Source organism: Kitasatospora sp. A2-31 (assembly GCF_022288725.1).
GTDB lineage: Bacteria > Actinomycetota > Actinomycetes > Streptomycetales > Streptomycetaceae > Kitasatospora.
On the sequence record NZ_JAKNTA010000016.1, the window covers coordinates 65,107 to 86,995 of the forward strand.

General features: G+C 73.4%; 22 protein-coding genes and 2 tRNA genes. 5 read left to right on the plus strand and 19 right to left on the minus strand.

What is annotated here, in order from left to right; translation table 11 throughout:
• Nucleotides 1-63: 63 nt before the first annotated feature.
• The 9 genes from MCM47_RS32715 to MCM47_RS32755 all read right to left on the minus strand — a co-directional run bounded on the left by MCM47_RS32715 (nucleotide 64) and on the right by MCM47_RS32755 (nucleotide 7,619).
• On the minus strand, nucleotides 64-1,194 hold the full coding sequence (locus tag MCM47_RS32715) for a hypothetical protein (protein WP_238949855.1): 1,131 nt from the start codon (nucleotides 1,192-1,194) through the stop codon (nucleotides 64-66).
• Nucleotides 1,184-1,708: a SigE family RNA polymerase sigma factor gene (locus tag MCM47_RS32720; protein WP_238949675.1), complete on the minus strand. Its 525-nt coding sequence runs from the start codon at nucleotides 1,706-1,708 to the stop codon at nucleotides 1,184-1,186. The genes MCM47_RS32715 and MCM47_RS32720 overlap by 11 nt, the downstream gene beginning before the upstream one ends.
• A 129-nt stretch (nucleotides 1,709-1,837) precedes the next feature.
• On the minus strand, nucleotides 1,838-2,182 hold the full coding sequence (locus tag MCM47_RS32725) for a hypothetical protein (protein WP_238949676.1): 345 nt from the start codon (nucleotides 2,180-2,182) through the stop codon (nucleotides 1,838-1,840).
• Nucleotides 2,183-2,492: 310 nt separating this feature from the next.
• The gene (pth, locus tag MCM47_RS32730; protein WP_238949678.1) at nucleotides 2,493-3,074 is read right to left on the minus strand and encodes an aminoacyl-tRNA hydrolase; all 582 of its coding nucleotides are present in this window, start codon (nucleotides 3,072-3,074) and stop codon (nucleotides 2,493-2,495) included.
• A 106-nt stretch (nucleotides 3,075-3,180) separates the two neighbouring features.
• Complete coding sequence (locus MCM47_RS32735; RefSeq protein ID WP_238949681.1) at nucleotides 3,181-3,768, minus strand: 50S ribosomal protein L25/general stress protein Ctc; 588 nt, start codon at nucleotides 3,766-3,768, stop codon at nucleotides 3,181-3,183.
• A gap of 279 nt (nucleotides 3,769-4,047) precedes the next feature.
• Nucleotides 4,048-5,025, minus strand: a complete 978-nt coding sequence (locus tag MCM47_RS32740; RefSeq protein WP_238949683.1) for a ribose-phosphate diphosphokinase — start codon at nucleotides 5,023-5,025, stop codon at nucleotides 4,048-4,050.
• Between the two features lie 202 nt (nucleotides 5,026-5,227).
• Nucleotides 5,228-6,685: a bifunctional UDP-N-acetylglucosamine diphosphorylase/glucosamine-1-phosphate N-acetyltransferase GlmU gene (glmU, locus tag MCM47_RS32745; RefSeq protein ID WP_238949684.1), complete on the minus strand. Its 1,458-nt coding sequence runs from the start codon at nucleotides 6,683-6,685 to the stop codon at nucleotides 5,228-5,230.
• Between the two features lie 155 nt (nucleotides 6,686-6,840).
• A tRNA-Gln gene (locus MCM47_RS32750) sits at nucleotides 6,841-6,911 on the minus strand.
• 45 nt (nucleotides 6,912-6,956) lie between these two features.
• On the minus strand, nucleotides 6,957-7,619 hold the full coding sequence (locus MCM47_RS32755; RefSeq protein WP_238949685.1) for a hypothetical protein: 663 nt from the start codon (nucleotides 7,617-7,619) through the stop codon (nucleotides 6,957-6,959).
• Nucleotides 7,620-7,795: 176 nt separating this feature from the next.
• Here MCM47_RS32755 and MCM47_RS32760 point away from each other — a divergent pair, with 176 nt between their 5' ends.
• Nucleotides 7,796-8,764, plus strand: a complete 969-nt coding sequence (locus tag MCM47_RS32760) for a fatty acid desaturase (RefSeq protein WP_238949695.1) — start codon at nucleotides 7,796-7,798, stop codon at nucleotides 8,762-8,764.
• 173 nt (nucleotides 8,765-8,937) lie between these two features.
• Complete coding sequence (locus MCM47_RS32765) at nucleotides 8,938-9,540, plus strand: TetR/AcrR family transcriptional regulator (protein ID WP_238949696.1); 603 nt, start codon at nucleotides 8,938-8,940, stop codon at nucleotides 9,538-9,540.
• Between the two features lie 13 nt (nucleotides 9,541-9,553).
• Here MCM47_RS32765 and MCM47_RS32770 read toward each other — a convergent pair whose 3' ends face one another.
• Nucleotides 9,554-10,345, minus strand: a complete 792-nt coding sequence (locus MCM47_RS32770) for a methyltransferase domain-containing protein (RefSeq protein WP_238949697.1) — start codon at nucleotides 10,343-10,345, stop codon at nucleotides 9,554-9,556.
• A gap of 111 nt (nucleotides 10,346-10,456) precedes the next feature.
• Between MCM47_RS32770 and MCM47_RS32775 the strand changes: the two genes are divergently transcribed.
• A complete protein-coding gene (locus MCM47_RS32775; RefSeq protein ID WP_238949698.1) occupies nucleotides 10,457-10,954 on the plus strand; it encodes a MarR family winged helix-turn-helix transcriptional regulator in 498 nt (165 codons plus the stop codon).
• A gap of 102 nt (nucleotides 10,955-11,056) precedes the next feature.
• Here the strand turns inward: MCM47_RS32775 and MCM47_RS32780 are convergent, their stop codons facing one another.
• The 3 genes from MCM47_RS32780 to MCM47_RS32790 form a co-directional block, all read right to left on the minus strand.
• Complete coding sequence (locus MCM47_RS32780) at nucleotides 11,057-12,643, minus strand: nucleoside-diphosphate sugar epimerase/dehydratase (RefSeq protein ID WP_238949699.1); 1,587 nt, start codon at nucleotides 12,641-12,643, stop codon at nucleotides 11,057-11,059.
• A gap of 78 nt (nucleotides 12,644-12,721) precedes the next feature.
• Nucleotides 12,722-13,693 carry a response regulator transcription factor gene (locus tag MCM47_RS32785; protein WP_238949703.1) on the minus strand — a complete coding sequence of 324 codons (972 nt, stop codon included), beginning with the start codon at nucleotides 13,691-13,693 and terminating at the stop codon, nucleotides 12,722-12,724.
• A gap of 222 nt (nucleotides 13,694-13,915) precedes the next feature.
• Nucleotides 13,916-14,497: an NADPH-dependent FMN reductase gene (locus MCM47_RS32790; RefSeq protein WP_238949709.1), complete on the minus strand. Its 582-nt coding sequence runs from the start codon at nucleotides 14,495-14,497 to the stop codon at nucleotides 13,916-13,918.
• Nucleotides 14,498-14,613: 116 nt separating this feature from the next.
• On the opposite strand from MCM47_RS32790, the gene MCM47_RS32795 reads away from it, so the two are divergent.
• Nucleotides 14,614-15,273: a TetR/AcrR family transcriptional regulator gene (locus MCM47_RS32795; RefSeq protein WP_238949712.1), complete on the plus strand. Its 660-nt coding sequence runs from the start codon at nucleotides 14,614-14,616 to the stop codon at nucleotides 15,271-15,273.
• A 170-nt stretch (nucleotides 15,274-15,443) separates the two neighbouring features.
• On the opposite strand, the gene galE is transcribed toward MCM47_RS32795, so the two are convergent.
• The 4 genes from galE to MCM47_RS32815 all read right to left on the minus strand — a co-directional run bounded on the left by galE (nucleotide 15,444) and on the right by MCM47_RS32815 (nucleotide 18,031).
• Nucleotides 15,444-16,406, minus strand: coding sequence for a UDP-glucose 4-epimerase GalE (gene galE / locus MCM47_RS32800; protein WP_238949714.1), 963 nt, complete (start codon nucleotides 16,404-16,406; stop codon nucleotides 15,444-15,446).
• Nucleotides 16,407-16,604: 198 nt separating this feature from the next.
• Nucleotides 16,605-17,273, minus strand: coding sequence for a response regulator transcription factor (locus MCM47_RS32805; RefSeq protein WP_238949716.1), 669 nt, complete (start codon nucleotides 17,271-17,273; stop codon nucleotides 16,605-16,607).
• Between the two features lie 153 nt (nucleotides 17,274-17,426).
• Nucleotides 17,427-17,502 (minus strand) — tRNA-Thr (locus tag MCM47_RS32810).
• Between the two features lie 118 nt (nucleotides 17,503-17,620).
• Entirely contained in the window at nucleotides 17,621-18,031 is a 411-nt protein-coding gene (locus MCM47_RS32815; RefSeq protein ID WP_238949718.1) for a helix-turn-helix domain-containing protein, read from the minus strand.
• A 180-nt stretch (nucleotides 18,032-18,211) separates the two neighbouring features.
• Between MCM47_RS32815 and MCM47_RS32820 the strand changes: the two genes are divergently transcribed.
• Nucleotides 18,212-18,808: a flavodoxin family protein gene (locus MCM47_RS32820; protein ID WP_238949720.1), complete on the plus strand. Its 597-nt coding sequence runs from the start codon at nucleotides 18,212-18,214 to the stop codon at nucleotides 18,806-18,808.
• 19 nt (nucleotides 18,809-18,827) lie between these two features.
• On the opposite strand, the gene MCM47_RS32825 is transcribed toward MCM47_RS32820, so the two are convergent.
• Nucleotides 18,828-20,210, minus strand: coding sequence for an MFS transporter (locus MCM47_RS32825; protein WP_238949721.1), 1,383 nt, complete (start codon nucleotides 20,208-20,210; stop codon nucleotides 18,828-18,830).
• Between the two features lie 181 nt (nucleotides 20,211-20,391).
• Nucleotides 20,392-21,852 carry a S8 family serine peptidase gene (locus tag MCM47_RS42730; RefSeq protein WP_305068054.1) on the minus strand — a complete coding sequence of 487 codons (1,461 nt, stop codon included), beginning with the start codon at nucleotides 21,850-21,852 and terminating at the stop codon, nucleotides 20,392-20,394.
• Between the last annotated feature and the right edge of the window lie 37 nt (nucleotides 21,853-21,889).

A 21,889-nucleotide genomic window follows, 5' to 3' on the forward strand; every position in this document is an offset into this window, starting at 1 on the left:
ACCCGGAACACGGGAGGGGCCCCGCGGCACGCGTGCCGCGGGGCCCCTCCCGTCCGTCCCCGGTCAGCCGAGCTGGCGCACCTCGACGACCAGCGGCCCGTACCGGGCCACCACCTCGTCCCTGGCCTTCGCCGCGTCGGTGACGTACACCAGCACCCCGGCGCCGTCCCCGGCCAGCGTGCCGAACAGCTGCTGCCCGCGCGCCCGCCAGTACTCCGCGTCCGCGCTGATCCGCAGCAGCACCTCCCGCGCCTGCCGGCGCGAACCGGCCGCGTCCCGGAAGGCCACCGTCACCAGCGCGTTCCGGACGGAGTCCCGCACCGCCTGGTCGAAGTCGCCGCCCGGCACCCGCAGCACGTACACCGTGCCGGCGCCGGCGTCCACGCAGACGCCGAAGTACTGGTCCGGGTAGCGCTGCGAGCCCAGCGTCCTGATGTCCTGGGCCGCCCGGCCCACCGGGGTGTCCACCAGGCCGCCACCGCCCGCCGAGGCGGACGGGGAGGGCAGGCCGGACGACGGCGCACCGCCCGTCGGGCCGGTCGGGCCCCCGGTGGCCGGCCCGCCGGTCGGACCGGACGAGGCCGACGAGGCGGACGGTGCCGACGAGGCGGACGAGTGCGTCGGGACCGGCAGCCCCGGCCGGCCGGCCGGCCCACCGGTGGACGGCGCACCGGCGGACGGCGCACCGGTGGACGGCGCACCGGACGAGGACGGCCCCGCGGACGGCCACCCCGTCGACGGCCCGCCGGACGACGGCGAACCACTCGGACCCGAGGACGGGATCCCGCCCGACGGCCCGCCCGACGGCCCGCCCGACGGCCCGCTCGAAGGCCCGCCCGACGGCCCCGCCCAGCCCGGCGTCCGCAGCGAGGTCGGGCCCTGCGTGCAGGCCAGCACCGGACCCTCCTCCGCACCGGACGGATCCGTGGCCCCCGGGCCGGAGGACACCACGCCGGCCGGAGCCAGCCCCGTCCCCCCGCCGCCACCACCGCCGAGCTGGGTCAGCCCGCCGACGCCCACCGCCAGGACCGCCGCCCCGGCGGCGACCCGCAGCGCCACCGTCCGCCGGGCGCGCCGCTCACCGGCCCGCCGCAGCTCGGCCAGCGGGGCGGCGGCACCGCCCACCGCCGCCGCCTGCTCGCCGAGCCGGACGACCAGCTCCTCCTCGAACCCGTCCGTCCCCTCAACCGCCATGGCCCACCATCTCCCTCGCCGGTGCCAGCTCCTGCCGGAGCGTCTTCAACGCACGTGCCAGATGGGTCTTCGCCGTCGCCTGCGAACAACCGAGCTCCTCGGCGACCCGCGCCACCGGGAGGTCGACGTAGTACCGCAGCACCACGGCCGCCCGCTGCCGCGGCGGCAGCACCCGCAGCGCCGCCGCCAGTCGCTCGTCCCGCTCGCTCTCCGGACCCGCCGCCGGACCGTCCGGAAGGACCGCCGTCAGCACCTCCCGCCGGGTCCGCCGCCACCGCGAGACATGGGTCCGCACCATCGCCCGGCGTACGTAGCCCTCGGTCGCCCCGGGATCCCGGATCACCGACCGTTTCGGATAGACCCGCGCCAGGGCGTCGTGCAGCAGGTCCCGGGCGTCGTGGACGTCCCCCGTGATCAGGAAGGCACTGCGCAGCAGTGCCTGGTACCGGGCCGCGACGAACTCGTCGAACGGGTCGCCCCCGGCGCCCTCCGACCGCATCGATTCGCGCTTCATGCCCCCAGGACGCACGGGCCGCCGGAAACGGATGACACCGCGCGGAGAATGCCGGAGGGGCCGGCGCCCGGAACCCCGGACCCGGCCCCTCCGGACCTCGTCACCACCTCGGACGCCCGCGCGGCGGCGTCACTCCCCCAGATCGCCCGCACGACGGCGCTTCACCCACAGGGCCGCACCGCCCGCCGCCACGACCAGGCCGCCACCGACGGCCAGCAGGCCGGCGTCGCCACCGACCGAACCGCCGAGCACCGGACCGAACTGCGCCGCGGCCGGCTCCGGGGACACCACACCCGGATCGGGCTCCGCGACGGTCTCCGCATGGGCGACACCGCCGCCGGAGAACAGCACCCCGGCCGCCCCCAGCGCGCCGGCGGTACCCAGCGCGCCGGCCGTGCCGACCCGCCGTCCGAGCTGCTTCAGCCGAACCACCCGGATCCGCCGAAGGCGCCGGACCGGACGAAAACTGCGCATCGAGAACTCCCCAGGACCCGTTCGCGTACCCGGTCGACGCTATCGGATCGGCACAGGTTTCTCACACACATTCAGGTTTGACCGCCCAAGCGTTGCACGACTGTTGTGCGACACACCGCACCACCGCGCGGCGCCCGCCGCCCCCTCGTACAGACGCCCGTCGCGGACGCCGACGGTGCGCGTGCCCGGGCGATCGCCACCCGCTGCCGCTCGCCCCCGGGCATCCGCGCGGGCAGCGCACCGATCCGGTGCCGCCGGCTCGGCGGAGCCCGCGCCCTGACGCACGGTCACCGGACCCGCCACGGCGCGATCAGGAGTTGTACGTCCCCTGCGCCCGCTCCAGGCCCTCCGACAGCAGCGCCTCCACCGCATCGGCGGACCGGTCCACGAACCAGTCCAGCTCCTTGCGCTCGGTGCCGGAGAAGTCCTTCAGGACGAAGTCCGCCACCTCCATCCGGCCCGGCGGCCGGCCGATCCCGCAGCGCACCCGGTGGTAGTCCGGACCGAGCGACTTGGTGATGGACTTCAGACCGTTGTGGCCGTTGTCCCCGCCGCCCAGCTTCAGCCGCAGCGCCGCGTAGTCGATGTCCAGCTCGTCGTGGACCGCCACCACCGCCGAGGTCGGCACCTTGTAGAAGTCCCGCAGCGCCGTCACCGGACCGCCGGAGAGGTTCATGAACGACATCGGCTTCGCGAGCACCACCCGCTGCCCCGACAGCCGGCCCTCGGCCACCTGGGCCCGGCTCTTGTGCGCCTTGAACTTCGCGCCCATCCGCTGAGCCAGCAGGTCCACCACCATGAACCCGATGTTGTGCCGGTTCCGGGCGTACTGCTCACCCGGGTTGCCCAGGCCCACCACCAGCCAGGGGCCCTCGTACGCGTTCTCGCTCATCCCGCCGCTCCTCGTGGTCACGTTCACCGCCATCTTCCCGGACACACCGCTGCCCCGGGCGCTCCAGCGGGAGCGACCGGGGCAGCGGTCAGGCTGTGCGAAAGGCTCAGGCCTCGGCGCCGGCCTCGGCCTCGGCGGCCTCCTCGACCGGAGCGGCCTGGGCGGCGATGACCTGCAGCACGACGGCGTCGGCCTCGACGGCCAGGGTGACACCGGACGGCAGGGTGATGTCCTTGGCGTGGATCGAGGCACCGGCCTCCAGACCCTCGACCGAGACGGTGACGGCCTCGGGCAGGTGGGTGGCCTCGGCCTCGATCGGCAGGGCCTGCAGGACGTGCTCCAGCAGGTTGCCGCCCGGGGCCAGCTCGCCCTCGGTGTGGACCGGAACCTCGACGGTGACCTTCTCGCCGCGCTTCACCAGCAGCAGGTCGACGTGCTCGATGGTGCGCTTGATGGCCTCGCGCTGGACGGCCTTCGGCAGCACGTACTCGTCCTTGCCGTCGATCGGCACGACCAGCAGGGCGTTCGGGGTCTTCAGGGCCATCATCAGGTCGTGGCCGGGCAGGTTCAGGTGAACCGGCGCGTGGCCGTGGCCGTAGACGACACCGGGAACGAAACCGGCACGGCGGGCGCGACGGGCGGCACCCTTGCCGAACTCGGAACGGGTCTCAGCGGCAAGGCGGATCTCGGACACGACTGCACTCCTCGGAAGACTGGCGCGGGGGTGCAGACAACGAGAAACCGCCGGGACCACACCCTCAGAATATTCGGGGGTCACTCGGCGGCGTACGACCTCTGCAGATGACCGGGAACCGGCATCGGCAGCGCGTCGATCACGGAGCGCGCACCCGCGAGCAGGCACACGGCATCCCTCGCCGAGCAGTTTCCCGAGTCTAACCGCACCCACCGCCTCCCGCGAAATCGACGGCGGCCCCGGCCCCCCGAGGACCGGGGCCGCCGACACGGGGCATCGTCAGTGCACGCCCTCGAACAGGCTGGTGACCGAACCCTCCTCGAACACCTCGCGGATCGCGGCCGCGATCGACGGGGCGATGGAGAGCGTGGTGATCTTGTCCAGCTGGAGCTGCGCCGGAGTCGGCAGCGTGTTGGTGAACACGAACTCGCTCACCCGCGAGTTCTTCAGGCGGTCCGCCGCCGGACCGGAGAGCACCCCGTGGGTGGCCGCCACCAGCACGTCCGCGGCACCGTTCTCGAACAGCGCGTCGGCCGCGGCACAGATCGTGCCGGCGGTGTCGATCATGTCGTCCACCAGCACACAGACCCGGCCCCGGACGTCACCGACGACCTCCGCCGACAGGATCGTGTTGGCCTGCGTCATGTCACGACGCTTGTGGATGATCGCCAGCGGGGCGTCCAGACGGTCGCACCACTGGTCCGCCACCTTCACCCGGCCCGCATCCGGCGAGACGATCGTCAGCTTCGACCGGTCCACCTTCTGGCCCACGTAGTCCGCCAGCAGCGGCAGCGCGAACAGGTGGTCCACCGGACCGTCGAAGAAACCCTGGATCTGCGCCGTGTGCAGATCCACCGCCATCAGCCGGTCCGCGCCCGCCTGGCGCAGCAGGTCGGCGACCAGACGGGCGGAGATCGGCTCCCGGCCCAGGTGCTTCTTGTCCTGACGGGCGTACCCGTAGAACGGCAGGATCGCGGTGATGCTCTTCGCGGAAGCCCGCTTCAGAGCATCGATCATGATCAGCTGCTCCATGATCCACTGGTTGATGGGAGCCGTGTGGCTCTGCATCACGAAGCAGTCCGCGCCACGCGCCGACTCCAGGAAGCGGACGTAGATCTCCCCGTTGGCGAAGTCCAGGGCCTTGGTGGGAACCGGCTCGGTCCCCAGCGCCACAGCCACCTCCCTCGCCAGCTCCGGGTGGGCACGGCCGGAGAAGAGCTTCAGCTTCTTCTCACCCGACGTCGTGATCCCGCTCACTGCACCGTCTCCTCGCGTTGCTGACGCTGAACCCGTCCGCACCGCAGACAGGCACGAGCCCGCTGGCGATAGGGGTCGGGGGAATGTCGGTACGCCTGGACACGGGCGGTTAGCCCAATGGCGCACGTATGTCCCCAAGGTTACGCGCCCGCGCAGAAACCGTCCGCCCCGGTACCGCCCCTCGGACTCCCGCCCCACCCCATCAGGCCTCCCCGGCCACCTCCGCCGCAGCAGCCGCAGCCTGCGCCGACGCCGTACCCGGCCGCTTGCGCTCCACCCAACCCGCGATGTTGCGCTGCTGCGCCCGGGCCACGCCCAGCGCGCCCGGCGCGACATCCGAGGTGATCACCGAACCGGCCGCCGTGTAAGCACCGTCACCCACCGTCACCGGCGCGATGAACATGTTGTCCGAACCCGTACGGCAGTGGGCCCCGATCACCGTCCGATGCTTGTTCACGCCGTCGTAGTTCACCGTCACCGAGGCCGCACCGATGTTGGTGCCCTCGCCGATCGTGGCGTCACCGATGTAGGACAGGTGCGGCACCTTGGCGCCCTCGCCCAGCTCCGAGTTCTTCACCTCCACGTACGTGCCGACCTTCGCCTTGCGCGCCAGCTTCGCCCCCGGCCGCAGGTACGCGTACGGGCCCGCCGTGGCGAGCTCACCCACCTCGGCACGGTCCGCCGTGGTGTTGCTCACACGCGCCCCCGCACCCACCCGGGTGTCCGTCAGGGTCGAGTTCGGACCCACCTCGCACCCCTCCCCCAGATGGGTCAGCCCCTGCAACTGGGTGTTCGGCAGCACGACCGCGTCCGGCTCGTACGAGACCTGCACGTCGAACCAGGTGGTCGCCGGATCCACCACGGTGACCCCCGCCCGCATCGCCCGCTCCAACAGCCGGTCGTTCAGCAACCGCCGCGCCTGCGCGAGCTGCACCCGGTCGTTGATCCCCAGGATGTCCCGGTAATCCGCCGCCACCACCGCACCCACCCGGTGACCGGCCGTCCGCAGGATCTCCAGCGTGTCGGTGAGGTACTCCTCACCCTGCACGTTGTCCGTCGTCACCCGGGCCAACGCCTCGGCCAACAGCTTCGCGTCGAACGCGAAGACCCCCGAATTGATCTCCGCGATCTCCCGCTGCGCATCCGAGGCGTCCTTCTCCTCGACGATCGCCGACACCGCACCGTCCACGCCGTCCCGCAGGATCCGGCCGTAACCGAACGGGTCCGGCACCACCGCGGTCAGCACGGTCACACCGTTGCCCTGCCCCACGTGCGCCCCGGCCAGCGCGGCCAGCGTCGCCCCGGTCAGCAGCGGCGCGTCCCCGGTCGTGACGATCACCGTGCCGTCCAGCTCCACACCGTCGGCGGCCAGCGCCTCCAGCGCCGTCCGCACCGCGTGCCCGGTGCCCTTCTGCTCCTCCTGCACCACCGCGCGGGCACTCGGGTAGTGCGCCGCCAGGTGCGCCTCCACCTTCTCCCGCATGTGGCCGACGACCACGACCAGCTGCTCCGGCGTCAGTTCCTCGGCCGCGGCCACCGCGTGCCCCACCAGGGAACGCCCGCACACCTCGTGCAGCACCTTGGGCAGGCTGTTCGACTTCATCCTGGTCCCGCCACCGGCGGCAAGCACGACAACGGCAGCAGGCGAATTGGCACTCACGGGGGGAGGCTCCTCAGTCGGTTCACAGGGAGGGAAAGCAGCCGGGGAGCGGATCCGCACGTCTACGCCCTGGCGGCTTCGAGGATAGTGCGGCCCGATCGGGCAAAACGCCAGCCCCCGGCCCCTCACACGCGGGCCGGGGGCTACTCACAATGCTCCCGGAGGAGGATTCGAACCCCCATAAGCTGGACCAAAACCAGCTGTCCTGCCCTTAGACGATCCGGGACCGGCGCCTGTCAGCCCCTTCGCGAGGGCACGCGCTGGGGCAAGACTACGGGGAATACCGCTTCGCATCTACCACCATTGCCGACCACCACCCTTCGATCCGGCGATAGAGATCGGCGCTGCCGAGCACGGTGACGCGCAGGCAGCCACGATGCGTCTCGCCGGTGTTCTTCCGGTTGGTCTTCGGGTTGTGCCGTTTCACCGAGGGGGCGTTGAACGAGTCGGGCCCGGCCCCCACCACGTCCGCCCAGAACAGCTCGGCTGCTTCGATGTCGGCGGTCTCGTGGATGCTCACGGCGTAGCGCCGTCGGCTCCGCTCGACCCCGACGAGGTCGAGCCACCTCTCGAATACGCGGATGACCATCGGGTCACTGTTGACGAACACCACCCGCGGATCCGGCTTGGCCTTCGCACCCTCGGCCCAGTAGAGCGCGACGCCGATCAGGAGCAGATCCCGCGCCGACACCTCACCGATCTGGGCTGCCGCCTCCTCCCGAATGGCGCGATGCCGCTCGGCTCGCGTCGCCATCACCGCATCCCGACGGCCGCGGGACGTGCGCACGGCCGCCCGAACCGGCGCCGGCAGGTCCCGGACCCACAGGGATATCGAGCTCTTCGAGACCCCCAGCTCCGCCTGGATCTCGTCGTACGTCCGGCCCTGGGCCCGGAGGCGGCGGGCGGCTTCGCGCTGTTCGGTCTTGGCTCGCATGCGGTGATTCTGTGTGCGGGTCGTCCCGACACGGGGCACATCCGCCCTTCATCCATCCGGTCGGGTGAATTCACTCAAGCGCCGGGCGGCGGCGTATTCCCCTGCCAGCCGGGCAGAACCTACGATGCCGTAGGTTACGCTCACGTAACCTCTCCCCCCTCCCCCAAGGGACGCTCATGACCATCCAGGCCGACGAGGCGCGCACCACCGCGCTCCCCATCGATCCCGCCCCGACCCTGCTCTCCGCCACCCGTGGCGGGGAGAAGCAGGGGCTCGCCGAGCGGATCACGCTCGCGCTGTTCATCGCCGTACCGTTCGTCGCCCTGGTCGCCGCCGTGCCGGTGGCCTGGGGATGGGGCCTCGGGTGGACGGACCTCGCGATCGCCACCGGCATGTACTTCCTCACCTGCCACGGCATCACCGTCGGCTACCACCGCTACTTCACCCACGGCGCGTTCAAGGCCAAGCGCCCGCTGCGGCTGGCGCTCGCGGTGGCCGGCTCGCTCGCCATCGAGGGCCCGCTGGTGCGCTGGGTGGCCGACCACCGCAAGCACCACCGGTTCAGCGACAAGGACGGCGACCCGCACTCGCCGTGGCGCTACGGCGAGACCGTCCCGGCGCTGCTCAAGGGCCTCTGGTGGGCGCACATGGGCTGGCTCTTCGACGAGGAGCAGACCCCGCAGCTCAAGTACGCGCCGGACCTGGTGCGCGACCCGGCCATAAGGATGATCTCCCGGCTGTTCTGGCTCTGGACGCTGATCTCGATGATGCTGCCGCCGCTGGTGGGCGGGCTGGTGACGATGTCCTGGCAGGGTGCGCTCTCGGCGTTCTTCTGGGGCTCGCTGGTCCGGGTGGCGCTGCTGCACCACGTGACGTGGTCGATCAACTCGATCTGCCACGCGGTGGGCGCGCACCCGTTCCGCTCCCGGGACCGTTCGGGCAACGTCTGGTGGCTGGCCCTGCTCTCCTGCGGCGAGTCCTGGCACAACCTGCACCACGCCGACCCGACCTCGGCCCGGCACGGTGTGCTGCGCGGGCAGATCGACTCCTCGGCCCGGCTGATCCGCTGGTTCGAGCTGGCCGGCTGGGCGCGGGACGTCCGCTGGCCGGACGCGCAGCGGATCGCCGCCCGCCGCGCCGCATGAGGGCGCGCCTGCAGCATGATGTAGGGGTGAACGGGAGCAGCGCAGAGAGCACAGGCGGCCACGAGAGCACGCGGACGGACGCGGCGCCCGGTGCGGCGCCGGACCGTCCGCGTGCCGGTACGGCGGCCGGTGAGGCTGCGCCGGGGGGTCGCCGGCGGGGCAGCCGGGTGCGGATGACCGGCAAGCAGCGTCGGGAGCAGCTGCTGGAGATCGGTCGGACGGTGTTCGCGGAGCGCGGTTACGACGGTACGTCGGTGGAGGAGATCGCGGAGCGGGCGGGTGTGTCGAAGCCGGTGGTGTACGAGCACTTCGGGGGGAAGGAGGGGTTGTACGCGGTGGTGGTGGACCGCGAGATGCAGCTGTTGCTGGACATGGTGACGGGGGCGCTGACCGGGGGCCATTCGCGGGAGCTGCTGGAGCAGGCGGCGTTCGCGTTGATGGATTACATCGACACGTCGACGGACGGTTTCCGGATCCTGGTGCGGGATTCGCCGGTGGCGCAGTCGACGGGCACGTTCGCGTCGTTGATCAGTGACATCGCGACGCAGGTGGAGGACATCCTGGGGTTGGAGTTCAAGGCGCGGGGGTTCGATGCGCGGTTGGCTCCGATGTACTCGCAGATGTTGGTGGGGATGGTGGCGCTGACCGGTCAGTGGTGGCTGGAGGTGCGCAGGCCGGAGAAGGCGGAGGTGGCCGCGCATCTGGTGAATCTGGCGTGGCACGGTCTGGAGGGGATGGAGCGGCATCCCAAGCTGGTGGGCGAGCGGAAGTCGTAGTGCTTGCGGGGGGTTATCCGCGTTTGACGCCGACGGCGAAGATGCGGCGGAACGGGAAGACGGTGCCGTGGGGTCCGGCGGGGTAGGCGTCGCGGAGCAGGGCGGCGTACTCGGTGAGGAAGGCGTTGCGGTCGGCGGGGTCGGTGAGGCGGGTGAGGACGGGGCGCAGTGCGGTGCCCTTGACCCATTCGAGGACCGGGTCGGGGCCGGTGAGCAGGGTGCTGTAGGTGGTTTCCCAGACGTCGGGGGTGCAGTCGGCGTCGGTGAGCGCCCGGAGGTAGTCGGTGGGGTGGTGGACGCCGGCGGGGGTGGTGTCGGCGAGGGTGTCGTGCCAGCGGGGGCTGTGGCGCAGTTCGGTGAGGGCGGTGTGGCTGGGTGAGTCGAAGTTGCCGGGGACCTGGAGGGCGATGACGCCGCCGGGTGGGAGGGTGGCGGCCCAGCGGGGTAGCAGGTCGAGGTGGCCGGGGATCCATTGCAGGGTGGCGTTGGAGGCGATCAGGTCGGGGTGGGTGTCGGCGGGGTCGTAGTGGGTCGCGTCGGCGAGTTGGTAGTGGGCGGTGGGTTCGCCGGTCGTGCGGGCGGTGGTGAGCATGTCGGCGGAGTTGTCGATGCCGGTGAGGCGGGCGTGGGGCCAGCGTCGGCGGAGGAGGGCGGTGGAGTTGCCGGGTCCGCAGCCGATGTCGAGGACGGTGGGGGCGGGTTCGTGGGGGAGGGTGGGGACGCGGGTGAGGAGGTCGTGGAGGGGGCGGGTGCGTTCGTCGGCGTAGCGGAGGTACTGGTGGGGGTCCCAGACGGGGGGGTTCATGGTCCACCTCGCATGTATCTCGACGTCAAGATATCTGCTCGCACCTTCCACGTTACATTTCTCGATGTCAAGAGACTTCACATCGACACAACCCCCGATACACTGATCGCCATGGAGGACGAGGTCGACCGCCTGGTCGCAGCATGGCGCCGAGAGCGCCCCGACCTCGACGTGGAACCGCTTGAGGTGCTCAGCCGGGTGAGCCGACTCGCCCGGCACCTCGACCGTGCCCGCCGGACGGCCTTCGCCGAGCACGGTCTGGAGCCCTGGGAGTTCGACGTGCTGACGGCGCTGCGCCGGGCCGGCACCCCGTACCAGCTCTCCCCCGGCCAGCTGCTCACCCAGACCCTGGTCACGTCCGGCACGATGACCAACCGGATCGACCGCCTCACCGGCAAGGGTCTGGTCAAGCGGTTGCCCGACCCGGACGACCGGCGCGGTGTGCTGGTCCGGCTGACCGACGACGGCCGCGACCGGGCGGACCAGGCGCTCGCCGGCCTGCTCGCGCACGAGCGCGAGCTGCTCGCCCAGCTCACCGCCGCCCAGCAGGGCGAGCTCGCGGGGCTGCTCCGGCTGCTGGTCGCCCCCTTCGACAACATTCCGGGCTGATCCACGGCGCCCGGGGCGTGTGCGGGCGACGGCGCGCCGGTCAGGCGCGGCTCCGGCGACCGGGCACGGGCCGGGCCCGCCCCGACCGCTGCCCGGCGTGGCTCAGAAGCCGTCCGGGTACGGGGTGCTGAGCGCGGGCACCGGGGCCGGCTCGGCCTCCGCCGTCCGGTAGCCGGGGAGCAGCTCGGCCAGCCGCCGGCGCACCTCCTCGTCGCTGTTGCCCGCCGCAGCCGCGTACAGGCCGGTCAGGCCGCCGGCGAGGTCGTCCGGGCCGGAGGCGGACTCCGCCACCGTGGCGTAGATCCGGGCGTGCGCGGTCGGCAGCCGCTCCTCGCCCTCGGAGAACAGCGCCTCGTTCAGCTTCTCGCCCGCCCGCAGGCCGGTGTAGCGGATCTCCACCTCGTCCCGGCCGAGCTGCACCTGCTCGGCGAAGTTGTGCACCAGGTCGACGATCCGCACCGGCTCGCCCATGTCCAGCACGAACACCTCGCCGCCGTGCGCCATGCGGCCGGACTCCAGCACCAGGCCGACGGCCTCCTCGATGGTCATGAAGAACCGGGTGACGTCGGGGTGGGTGATCGTCACCGGGCCGCCGCTGCGCAGCTGCTCGGCCAGGACGGAGAGCAGCGAGCCGCGCGAGCCCAGCACGTTGCCGAAGCGGACCGCGGAGAAGACCCCGGTGCCGAGGTTGCGGGCGTCCCGGGCGTTGGCCTGCACGATCAGTTCGGCGAGGCGCTTGCTGGCGCCGAGGACGGAGGTCGGGTCGGCGGCCTTGTCGGTGGAGATCAGGACGAACCGTTCGACGCCGGTGGCCAGTGCGGCCTCGACCAGGTGGTCGGTGCCCAGGACGTTGGACTTGACCGCCTCGCTGGGGTGGCGTTCCAGGAGCGGCAGGTGCTTGTGGGCGGCGGCGTGGAACACCACGTCCGGTTCGAGGTCGCGGAAGATCTGCTGGATCCGCGGGCGGTCCCGGATGTCGGCGATCACCAAGGAGTCGTCGGTGAGCAGCGCCTCGCCCCAGATCTCCAGCTGGAGCCGGTGCAGGTTGGACTCGTCGTGGTCCAGCATGTAGAGCGCGCTCGGGTTGAACGCGTGGACCTGGCGGCAGAGTTCGCTGCCGATGGAGCCGCCGGCGCCGGTGACCAGGACGCGTCGGCCCTCGATGACGTCGCGGACGTCGGCGGAGACCACGTGCACCTCGTGCCGGCCGATCAGCCGGTTGACGTCCAGGCTGCGCATGTCGGAGCCGACCACCTCGCGGCGCAGTGCGGCGAGGAAGGACGGCAGGTAGCGGACGGCGGCGCCGGCCGCGGCGGCGGCGGTGGCGAGGGCGCGGACCCGCTGCGGGGCGAGGCCGGGGATGGCCAGCGCGACGACCTGGGCGCGGTGGCGGACGGCGAGCTCGGTGAGCTCGGCGAGGGTGCCGAGGACGGGGGCGGCGTCGACCGACTGTCCGGCCTTGGCCGGGTCGTCGTCCAGCAGGCCGATCGGGGCGAGGCCGAACTCGGGTGCCCGGCCGAGGTCGCGGACCAGCGCGGTGCCGGCCGCGCCGGCGCCGACCACGAGGGTGCGCAGGCCCGTCGGCGGTGCGCTGGGGGCCGGGCCGGGACCGCCGGTGCGCGGGCCGGCCTCGGCTGTTCGGTGCTCGTGGGCTGTGTGCGGGCGTGCGGAAGTGCTGTGCGGCGACATCTGTCCTCCGGATTTCCCTGACCTGACGGATCTGACGGACCTGACGGACCTGAGCCGTACCTGGGTGTTACGGGCGGATCAGCCGGCGCCGGGAGCTGTGGTCGAGGCGACGGACGGCGGGGCTGTGGGCGCGGCGGGCTCGGACGGGCTGACGCCCGCCCGGCGGGCGACCGCGACGGCGGCGAGGGTGGAGTGCACCCCGAGCTTGCCGAGGACGTTCTGCATGTGGGTGCGCACGGTGTGCGGGGAGAGGTAGAGGCGCTCGGCGACGGCCTGCCGGCCGAGGCCGGCGACCATGCAGCGCAGGATCTCCTTCTCCCGCGGGGTGAGCGTGTCGACCAGGCGCTCGCTCTCGGTGCGGTCCCGTCGGGCGGTGGTGAGCTCCCGGATGACGCCGGTGAGCAGGGCGGGCGGCAGGTGCGTCTCGTCGCGCAGCACTCCGCGGATCACCGCCAGCAGGCGGGCGAGCGAGCTCTCCTTGGCCACCCAGCCGGTGGCTCCGGCGTGCAGGGCTCGGGCGGCGCGGTGCGGGTCGTCGGCGGTGGCCAGGACGATCGCGCGCAGGGCCGGGTGGTTGCGGCGGACCCGGGCGAGCAGGGTGATGCCGTCGGGTGCCGGGGCGGCCGCGGGGTGGGCCGCGGGCTGGTGCCGGGTGGCCGCGGGGTGGTTCGCGGGCGGCAGGTGTGCCTGCGGGGTGTGCACGGACGTCAGGTGCGCGTGCGCGGGTGGGACGTGGGCGGGCGGGGTGGCCGGGCGCCGGGGTGCGGGCAGGGCTGCGGACGGGCGCCGGTGGGCGGGTTCGGGTGGGTCGGCGCCGGGCCGGCGGGGCTTGCGGGCGCCCGCGGCCGCGGTGTCGGCGCCGAGGTCGGCGTCGATGAGCACGACGTCGTAGCCGCGGCCCTCGACGGCGGCGCGCTCCAGCGCCCGCTCGGCGGCCGCCGTGCTGCCGGCCGCGCCGACCTCCACGTCGGGTTCGGCGGCGAGTGCCGCCGCCAGCGCCTCGGCGAAGATCCGGTGGTCGTCGACCACCAGGACGCGGATCCGCCCCATCGTCACTCCCCCCCCTGCCCGGACCGGGCCGGTGCTCCGGGGCGACCACCCGGTTGCACCGCCGTGACCTGGGCACTCGTCCGCCGTCCGCCTCCCGGTGCCGCGAAGGCCGACGGCACCGACCCCCACCGGTACCGGAATCAGCGTACGGGGTGGGGGGCGGCCAGGTGGGGGTTTGGTGAAGTTTCGTCAGGAGGTGCGCACTTGGCCTGACTTGGCGGCTCAGGCGCCGTACGGGTGGGCGGTGCGGGCGTCCCGCAGGGCCCTCGCCCACCAGGTGAGCTGGTCGAGCATGCCCTTGGCCGCGCCGGTGGGGACGGCGGGGTCGACCGGCTCGCCGTCGTCGCCGAAGGCGGCCCACGCGCCGTGGAAGCTGACGGTGTCCCGGACGGTGACGGCGTGGAGCTCGGCGAAGACCAGTCGGAGCTGCTCGACCGCGCGGAGCCCGCCGCCGAGGCCGCCGTAGGAGACGAAGCCGACCGGCTTGGCCTCCCACTCGGCCTTGTGCCAGTCGATGGCGTTCTTCAGGACGGCGGGGAAGCTGTGGTTGTACTCGGGGGTGATCACCACGAAGGCGTCGGCGGCGGCCAGCCGGTGCGAGAGCGCGGCCCGCACCTCGGCCTGCTCGGGGGTGGGCTCGTTGCCGAGGTCCGGCAGCGGGTGGTCGGCGAGGTCGACCACGTCGAGGTCGAGGTCGCTCCGGTGGGCGGCGGTGCGCAGGAACCAGTCGGAGACGTTCGGTGCGAAGCGGCCCCGGCGGTTGCTGCCGATGATGACGGCGACGCGGTAGGGGGTCTCGGGCACGGCAGCCTCCGGATCGGGTGTTCGTCGGGGCCGCCCGGTCTGGCGGCCCGTCAGGTACGGTACAACGCGCATGGCAATGAGTAAAACGATGACTGCAAAGTTCTGGAGGTCGGCCCGTGACCAGTGAGAACGAGAGCCCCGCCAAGCCCCGCCGCGGCCTCGCCGAGAAGCGCCGGGCCATCACCGAGGCCGCACGCACGGTCTTCGGCCGGGACGGCTACTCCCGCGCCAGCATCGACGCCATCGCCTCCGAGGCCGGGGTCTCCACGCGGACCATCTACAACCACTTCGCCGGCAAGGAGCTGCTCTTCCGGACCGTCGTCCTGGAGAGCGCGGCCCAGGTCAGCGACGCCCACCTGGACGTCGTGGAGCGCAACCTCGCCAAGGTCACCGACCTGGAGGCCGACCTCACCTCGCTCGCGCTGGCCTGGGTGCAGGTGCTCGGCCGCTTCGCCGACCACTTCGCGCTGGTCCGGCAGATCAACGCCGACGCCGGGCACCTGCCGAAGGAACTGCTGGAGTCCTGGCAGGAGACCGGACCGCGCCGCGCGCTGCGGGAGCTGGCCGGCGGCTTCGGCGGGCTTGCCGACCGCGGGCTGCTGGTGGCACCCGATCCGGTGCGGGCCGCCGAGCACTTCGTGCAGCTCACCGGCAGCGCGGTCACCGTGCGCACGTACTGGGGCGCTCATCCGATCGACCCGGCGACGGCCGAGGAGATCGTCACCAGCGGGGTGCAGGCCTTCCTGCGCGCCTACGCCGCACCGGCGGCGCGGTAGCGGGGGCGCGCGCGGGCGGGGGTGCGGGGCGGCGGCGCAGGGCGGCGGCGCGGGCCGGGCGTCCGGCCCGCGAGGGAACGCCGAAGCGCCGCCCCGGCGGTCGGGGCGGCGCTTCGGGTGCTCCCGCGGTGGGGGCGGAGCTCCGGGTGCCCCCGCGGGGGCGGGGACTGCTACTGGCCGTTCTTCTCCAGGGTGAACTTCCACGCGTCGGCCACGATGTCGTCCAGGTTCGGACGGCGCGGGACCCAGCCCAGGGCCTCGCGGGCGCGGTCGGCGGAGGCCACCAGCACGGCCGGGTCGCCCGCGCGGCGGCCGGCGACCTGCACCGGGATCTCCCGGCCGGTGACGCGCTTGACCGACTCGATCACCTCGCGCACCGAGAAGCCGCTGCCGTTGCCCAGGTTGCAGATCAGGTGCTCGCCCGGCCTGGCCGCGTCCAGCGCCAGCAGGTGGGCGTCGGCCAGGTCGGCGACGTGGATGTAGTCGCGGATGCAGGTGCCGTCCGGGGTCGGGTAGTCGTCGCCGTACACCGCGATGTGCGGGCGCTGCCCGAGGGCGGCCTGGAAGACCAGCGGGATCAGGTGCGACTCGGGGTCGTGCCGCTCGCCGTAGGCGCCGTACGCGCCCGCCACGTTGAAGTAGCGCAGCGAGACGGCGGCCAGGCCGTGGGCGACGGCCTCGCTGGTGATCAGGTGGTCGACGGCCAGCTTGGTGGCGCCGTAGGTGTTGGTCGGGGCGGTGCGGGCGGTCTCGGCGATCGGCACGACCTCCGGCTCGCCGTAGGTGGCGGCGGTGGAGGAGAAGACCAGCTTGCGCACGCCGGCCGCGCGCATCGCGCTGATCAGCTCCAGCGAGCCGGCCACGTTGTTGCGCCAGTACTTCTCCGGGTCCACCACCGACTCGCCGACCTGCGAGGAGGCGGCGAAGTGCAGCACGCCGTCGAAGGAGGCGTCCAGGACCTCGCCGGCCTCCTGGATCCGGCCCTCGACGAACTCGGCGCCGGCCGGCACGCCCTCGCGGAAGCCGGTGGAGAGGTCGTCCAGGACGGTCACCTGGTGCCCCGCCTCCAGCAGGTGGGCGGCGACCACACTGCCGACATAGCCGGCGCCACCCGTGACCAGGTACTTACTCATGATGAGACCTCCAGCGGGCGATGCCCGCCGGGTCGGCGGACATCGGTGACGTACGTAGGACTGGGCCTATTGTCCATGTCCGCCGGGGGTGCTCCGGACCGCCCGGGGAGGCTCCCGGCGGAGCGGCCGGCGGCCGGTCCGGCAGGGCCCGCGGCGCCCCGGGCCGGGCCGCGCCGACCTCGGCCGGCGGCCGGTACCTCAGTCGTGGGCCACCCGGTCCAGCAGTCCGGTCCGGGCGGCCACCGCCGCCGCCTCCAGCCGGGTGCGCGCCCCGAGCTTCATCAGCACCCGCTGGACGTGCGTCCGGGCCGTACTGGCCGCGATCCGCATCCCGGCCGCGATCGCCGCGGTGTCCTCGCCCTCCGCGATCCGGGTCAGCACCTCGACCTCACGGCGGGTCAGCAGCCGCAGCAACCGGACGGCCTCGTCGTCCGACTCGGGGGCCGGGCTGAGCAGCTGGTCGAACGCACCGCGCAGCACCTCCGCCGTGACCGCCGCCTCGCCGGCCCGCGCCCGCGCGATGGCCCGCTCGACCACCTCGATCCGCTCGTCACTGGGCACGTAGCCCGCCGCCCCGGCCGCGAACGCACCCGCCACGCCGCGCAGTTCACCGACCGGTCCGAGCACGATGACGGCCACCTCGGGCCGCTCCCGCCGGATCCGGCGCAGCCCGTCGAACGCCCCCGGGTCCGCCGGCGCGGCCACCCCGAGCAGGCACACCTCCGGGCGGCGCCCGGCCACCAGGTCGGCGGCGGCCCCGGCCGGCGAGCCGACCGCGAGGACCCGGTGGCCGCGCAGCTGGAGCGCGGCGGCCAGGGCCTCGGCGAGCAGCCGGTGGTCGTCGACCACCACGAGTCGAACGCCCATGACACCCTCCCGGTCGGGGTCCGGCCCGCACCCGTACCCGGTGGGGCAGGCGGCCGGTGACGCACCATCACAGCGCATTCCGTGCCCGGACCGCTAGGCCGCCTCGGACCGGCACACGAAAAAGACCCTCGCCGTTGGGCGAGGGTCTTTCACTGGAGCCCCCATGCGGAATCGAACCGCAGACCTTCTCCTTACCATGGAGACGCTCTACCGACTGAGCTATAGGGGCTTGTTCCCTGTCGTTCTCGCTCGCTCACTCGCTCGCTCGAACAAGGAAGACATTACACGGCCGACGACCGAGAAGGGAAATCGGCCCCGGGCGCCCTCCGGCGGCGGCCCGCCGCCCGTCAGCCGGCCGGGTGGGCCTCGTCGAACTCCGCGCGGGCGGCGAGCATCAGCGGGGTGCGCTCCTCGGTCCAGTGCCCGATCGGCGCGACGAGGGCGGCCAGCTCGCGGCCGAGCGGCAGCAGGTCGTAGACCACCCGGGGCGGCGTCTCGGGGTGCACGGTGCGCTTCACCAGCCCGTTCCGCTCAAGGGCGCGCAGCGACTGGGTGAGCATCTTGCGGCTGACGCCGTCCACGCCGCGCTGCAGCTCGGAGAACCGCTGCTGCCCGAACTCGGTGAGGCTCATCAGGATCAGCATCGACCACTTGTCCACCAGCTCGGCGAACACGGCCCGGCTCGGACAGCGCTGGGCGAGGACATCGCGCTCCCGGGCCTCTTCGGCCGGGGCCGGCTGCTGCTCCTGCGTCGTCATGCCTCCAGGGTAGCCGGACGAGTCCCTATTCCATCCCTGGTAACCATCCCAGCCTTGGTAACCAGAAGAGACCTGGTCTATATTCGAGACCGGCGGCCCGGAGGCCACGCCCATACGGCGTCGGCCCCGGTTGCCACCCGTCCCCCCGTCCCTCCCCCGCCGTCGCCGAGGAGCCCCGTCATGAACGCCGTCCGCCCCACCGTCGCCATCGCCTACCACTCCGGCTACGGCCACCCCGCCGTGATCGCCGAGGCCGTCGCCCGCGGCGCCGCGGCCGCCGGTGCCGAGGTCGTCTCCATCTCCGTCGACACCATCACCGACGAGCAGTGGGCGCAGCTGGACGCCGCCGACGCGATCGTCTTCGGCTCGCCCACCTACATGGGCACCGCCTCCGGCGCCTTCCACGTCTTCGCCGAGGCCAGCAGCAAGCGCTGGTTCAGCGACGCCTGGCGGGACAAGGTCGCCGCCGGCTTCACCAACTCCGCTTCCAAGAGCGGCGACAAGGCCGGCACCCTGGGCTTCTTCCAGACCCTGGCCGCCCAGCACGCCATGAGCTGGGTCAACCTGGGCCTCAAGCCCGGTTGGAACTCCAGCGCCGGCACCGAGGACGACCTCAACCGCCTCGGCTTCTCCTCCGGCGCCGCCGCCTCCACCCCCGCCGACGGCGGCACCGACACCGTGCACAAGGCCGACATCGCCACCGCCGAGCACCTCGGCGAGCGGGTCACCCGGCACACCGCCGTCCTGCTCGCCGGCCGTGCCGCCCTGGCCGCCTGACGCCACCCGCTCCCGCGCGCTACGCCGCCGGATCAGCCCCCAGCACGGGCGTCCGGCGGCGTTCGCCGTCCGCCGCCCCCGTCTGCGCGAGGTCCGCACCGCTGGTCTCCGGCAGCCGCCGCAGGCAGACCAGTGCCACCACGCCCAGCACCGCCAGGTACCAGCCGACCGGCACCGCCGTCCCGTACGTCGCGGTGAGCCGGGTCGCAACCAACGGCGTGGTGGCACCGCCGACCACCCCGCCGAGGTTGTACGTCAGCGCGGCGCCCGTGTAGCGGACCCGGGTCGGGAACAGCTCCGGCAGATAGGCGGCCACTGGCCCGAGCAGGCACCCGAGCACCACCAGGGCACCCGCCAGGGCCAGGAACATCAGCGGCCGGCGCACCGTCTCCAGCAGGGGGAACAGCACCGGCGACCAGAGCACCGCCAGCACCGTCGCTCCCTGCAACGTCCGCCGCCGGCCCCAGCCGTCGCTGCGCCGCGCGCTCACCCAGACCGTCGCGCCCTTCCCCACCGCGCCCAGCAGCAGCATCGACAGCACCGCGGTGCTCGACACCCCCAGCCCGGTCGTCGCGTAGGCCAGCGCATAGGTGGTGGTCACGTAGAACAGCGCGTAGCCCACGGTGATCGCGCCGCAGCCGACGAGCACCGTCCGCCAGTGCCCGCGCAGCACCTCCAGCACCGGTACGGCGCCCGCCCGCGACGGCGCGCCCGCGCCGGCCGCGGCCTCGCTCCCGGCCTGGGCGGCCCGGAACAGCGGCGTCTCCTCCAGGCGCAGCCGGACGAAGAGGCCCACCGCCACCAGCCCCAGCGAGGCGAGGAACGGCACCCGCCAGCCCCACGCGTGGAACGCCCCCTCGTCCAGGGTCAGCCGCAGCACCAGGAAGACCCCGTTGGCGAGCACGAAGCCGCTGGTCGGCCCGAGCTGCAGGTACGCCCCGTAGCGGCCGCGCCGCCCGGCCGGCGCGTTCTCCGCGATCAGCAGTGCCGCGCCGCCCCACTCCCCGCCCAGCCCGACGCCCTGGCAGACCCTCAGCACCACCAGCAGGACCGGCGACCACCACCCCCACACCCCGTACCCCGGCAGCAGCCCGACCGCCGCCGTCGACAGCCCCATCAGCAGCAGCGACACCACCAGCGTCGCCTTCCGCCCCAGCCGGTCCCCGAAGTGCCCGAACACCACCGCGCCGACCGGGCGCGCCAGGAACGCCACCGCGTATACCGAGAACGCCGCCAACAGCGCGCCGACCGTGCCCAGTTCGGGGAAGAACACCGGCCCGAAGACGAGCGCCGCCGCTGTTCCGTAGAGGAAGAAGTCGTAGAACTCGATCGCCGTGCCGATCAGGGCCGCCGCTGCGGCCCTCCGCAACTGCGCCGCCCGCCGGGCGTCCTGCGTATCCATACCGCCACCCTGGCGACCGGCTCACCCCCGCGACAGCGCCACCCGGGTGAAGCCCGCGCGCATCCAGAGGCCGCCCGCCCCGGCTGCACTCCCCCGCGCCACGGTGCTCACCCCGCAGACGCGACCGCCCGGCCACGGGATCGACTCCCGACGGCCGGGCAGGTGACGCGTTCCCCCCCGCCTACCGCGCGTAGGGGTTGTCGCTCGGCGGGGACGGCGGACCGTAGGCGGGCGGCGGCGGCACCGCCGGCCCGCCCTGCTGCGGCGGGTACCCGACCGGGGCCGGGGGCACCGGCGGCGCGGACGGACCGGACCCGGCAGCGGCCGGAGCCGTGGCCGCCGGCGCGGCGCCGCGCCGGCGCCGTACGAGGACCACCACGACCGCGACCAGCACCAGGCCGCCGGCCACCGCCGCCACGACCGGCACCACGCTGTCGGAGTCGGACGCCCCGTCGGCCTTCGGCTGCGCCGCGGGAGTGCCCACGGGGGTGCTCCCGCCGCCCGGCGCCGGGCTGCCGGCAGCCGAGGGCGCGGCCGACGGCACGCTGGGCTGCGGCGAGGCCGACGGCGTGGCCGGCGGCGTGGCGGCCGGGGGCTCGGCCGCCTTCTCCTGGATCGGGTAGACGTCCGCCGGCCCGGGGTCGCCCGGAGTCGTCAGGGCGATCCGGGGGCGGACGGTGCCGTAGCCGACGGCGTCGGTGCGGGCCGACCCGTCGACCGGCTTCCCGGCGGTGTTCATCAGCACCCGCAGCACCTGGTTGGCGCTCCAGTCCTTGTGCACCGACCAGACCAGGGCCGCCGACGCGGAGGTGATCGCGGTGGCGTCGGAGGTGCCGTGGCCCTTGCAATAGCCCGACGAAGCGGTGCAGGCACCGAACATGTCGATCCCGGGGGCGACGAGGTCGACCTGCGGGCCCCGCTCCGACTCGTCCGTGGTCGAGCTGTTCCGATCGACCGCACCGACACCCACCACATGGGGGAGCGCACCCGGGTACTCGACCGGGTTGCCCTGCTGGGCCGAGTTTCCGACGCTCGCCACGACCAGCGCGCCCTTCGCCTCCGCATGGGCGATGGCGGTGTTCGCGGCGGCGATGTCGTCCGTCGTGGCCCAGGAGGCGTCGGTGCCCTGGGAGATGCTGATGACCTTGGCGCCGTTGTCGGCCGCGTAGGTCACGGCCTGCGCGATCTGGCGGAGCGCCACGCTCGTCGTGACCCCGCCGCCGGTTTCACCACCGTTGACCTTCAGTGGCAGCAGCTTGGCGCCCGGGGCCAGGCCGTAGGCGCCGTTCCCCGACATCCCCTTGCCGGAGCCGGCGATCAGGGCCGCCATGGCGGTTCCGTGGCCGCTCGCATAGGTCCCCACACCGCCCGGCAGTTCGCTGAAGTCCTTGCCCTCCAGGAACTGCCCGACGAGGTCCGGGTGGTCCAGCTTGAACCCGCTGTCGATCACGGCGACCGTGATGCCTTCGCCCTTGGTGGTCTTCCACATCTCCGGCGCGTGCATCGCGTCCAGGTGCCACTGCTGCGCGCGGATCGAGTCCGCCGCAGCCGCCGGCGCCACGGCCGGCCCCGCGATCACACCAGCGGCCAGGAGTGCCGCAGCGAACCCGCGACCGCCCCTCCCCGTGTCAGTTCGCCGCATCACTGCTCCTCGTCAGTCTCCCCGTCGGCCGGGGGCC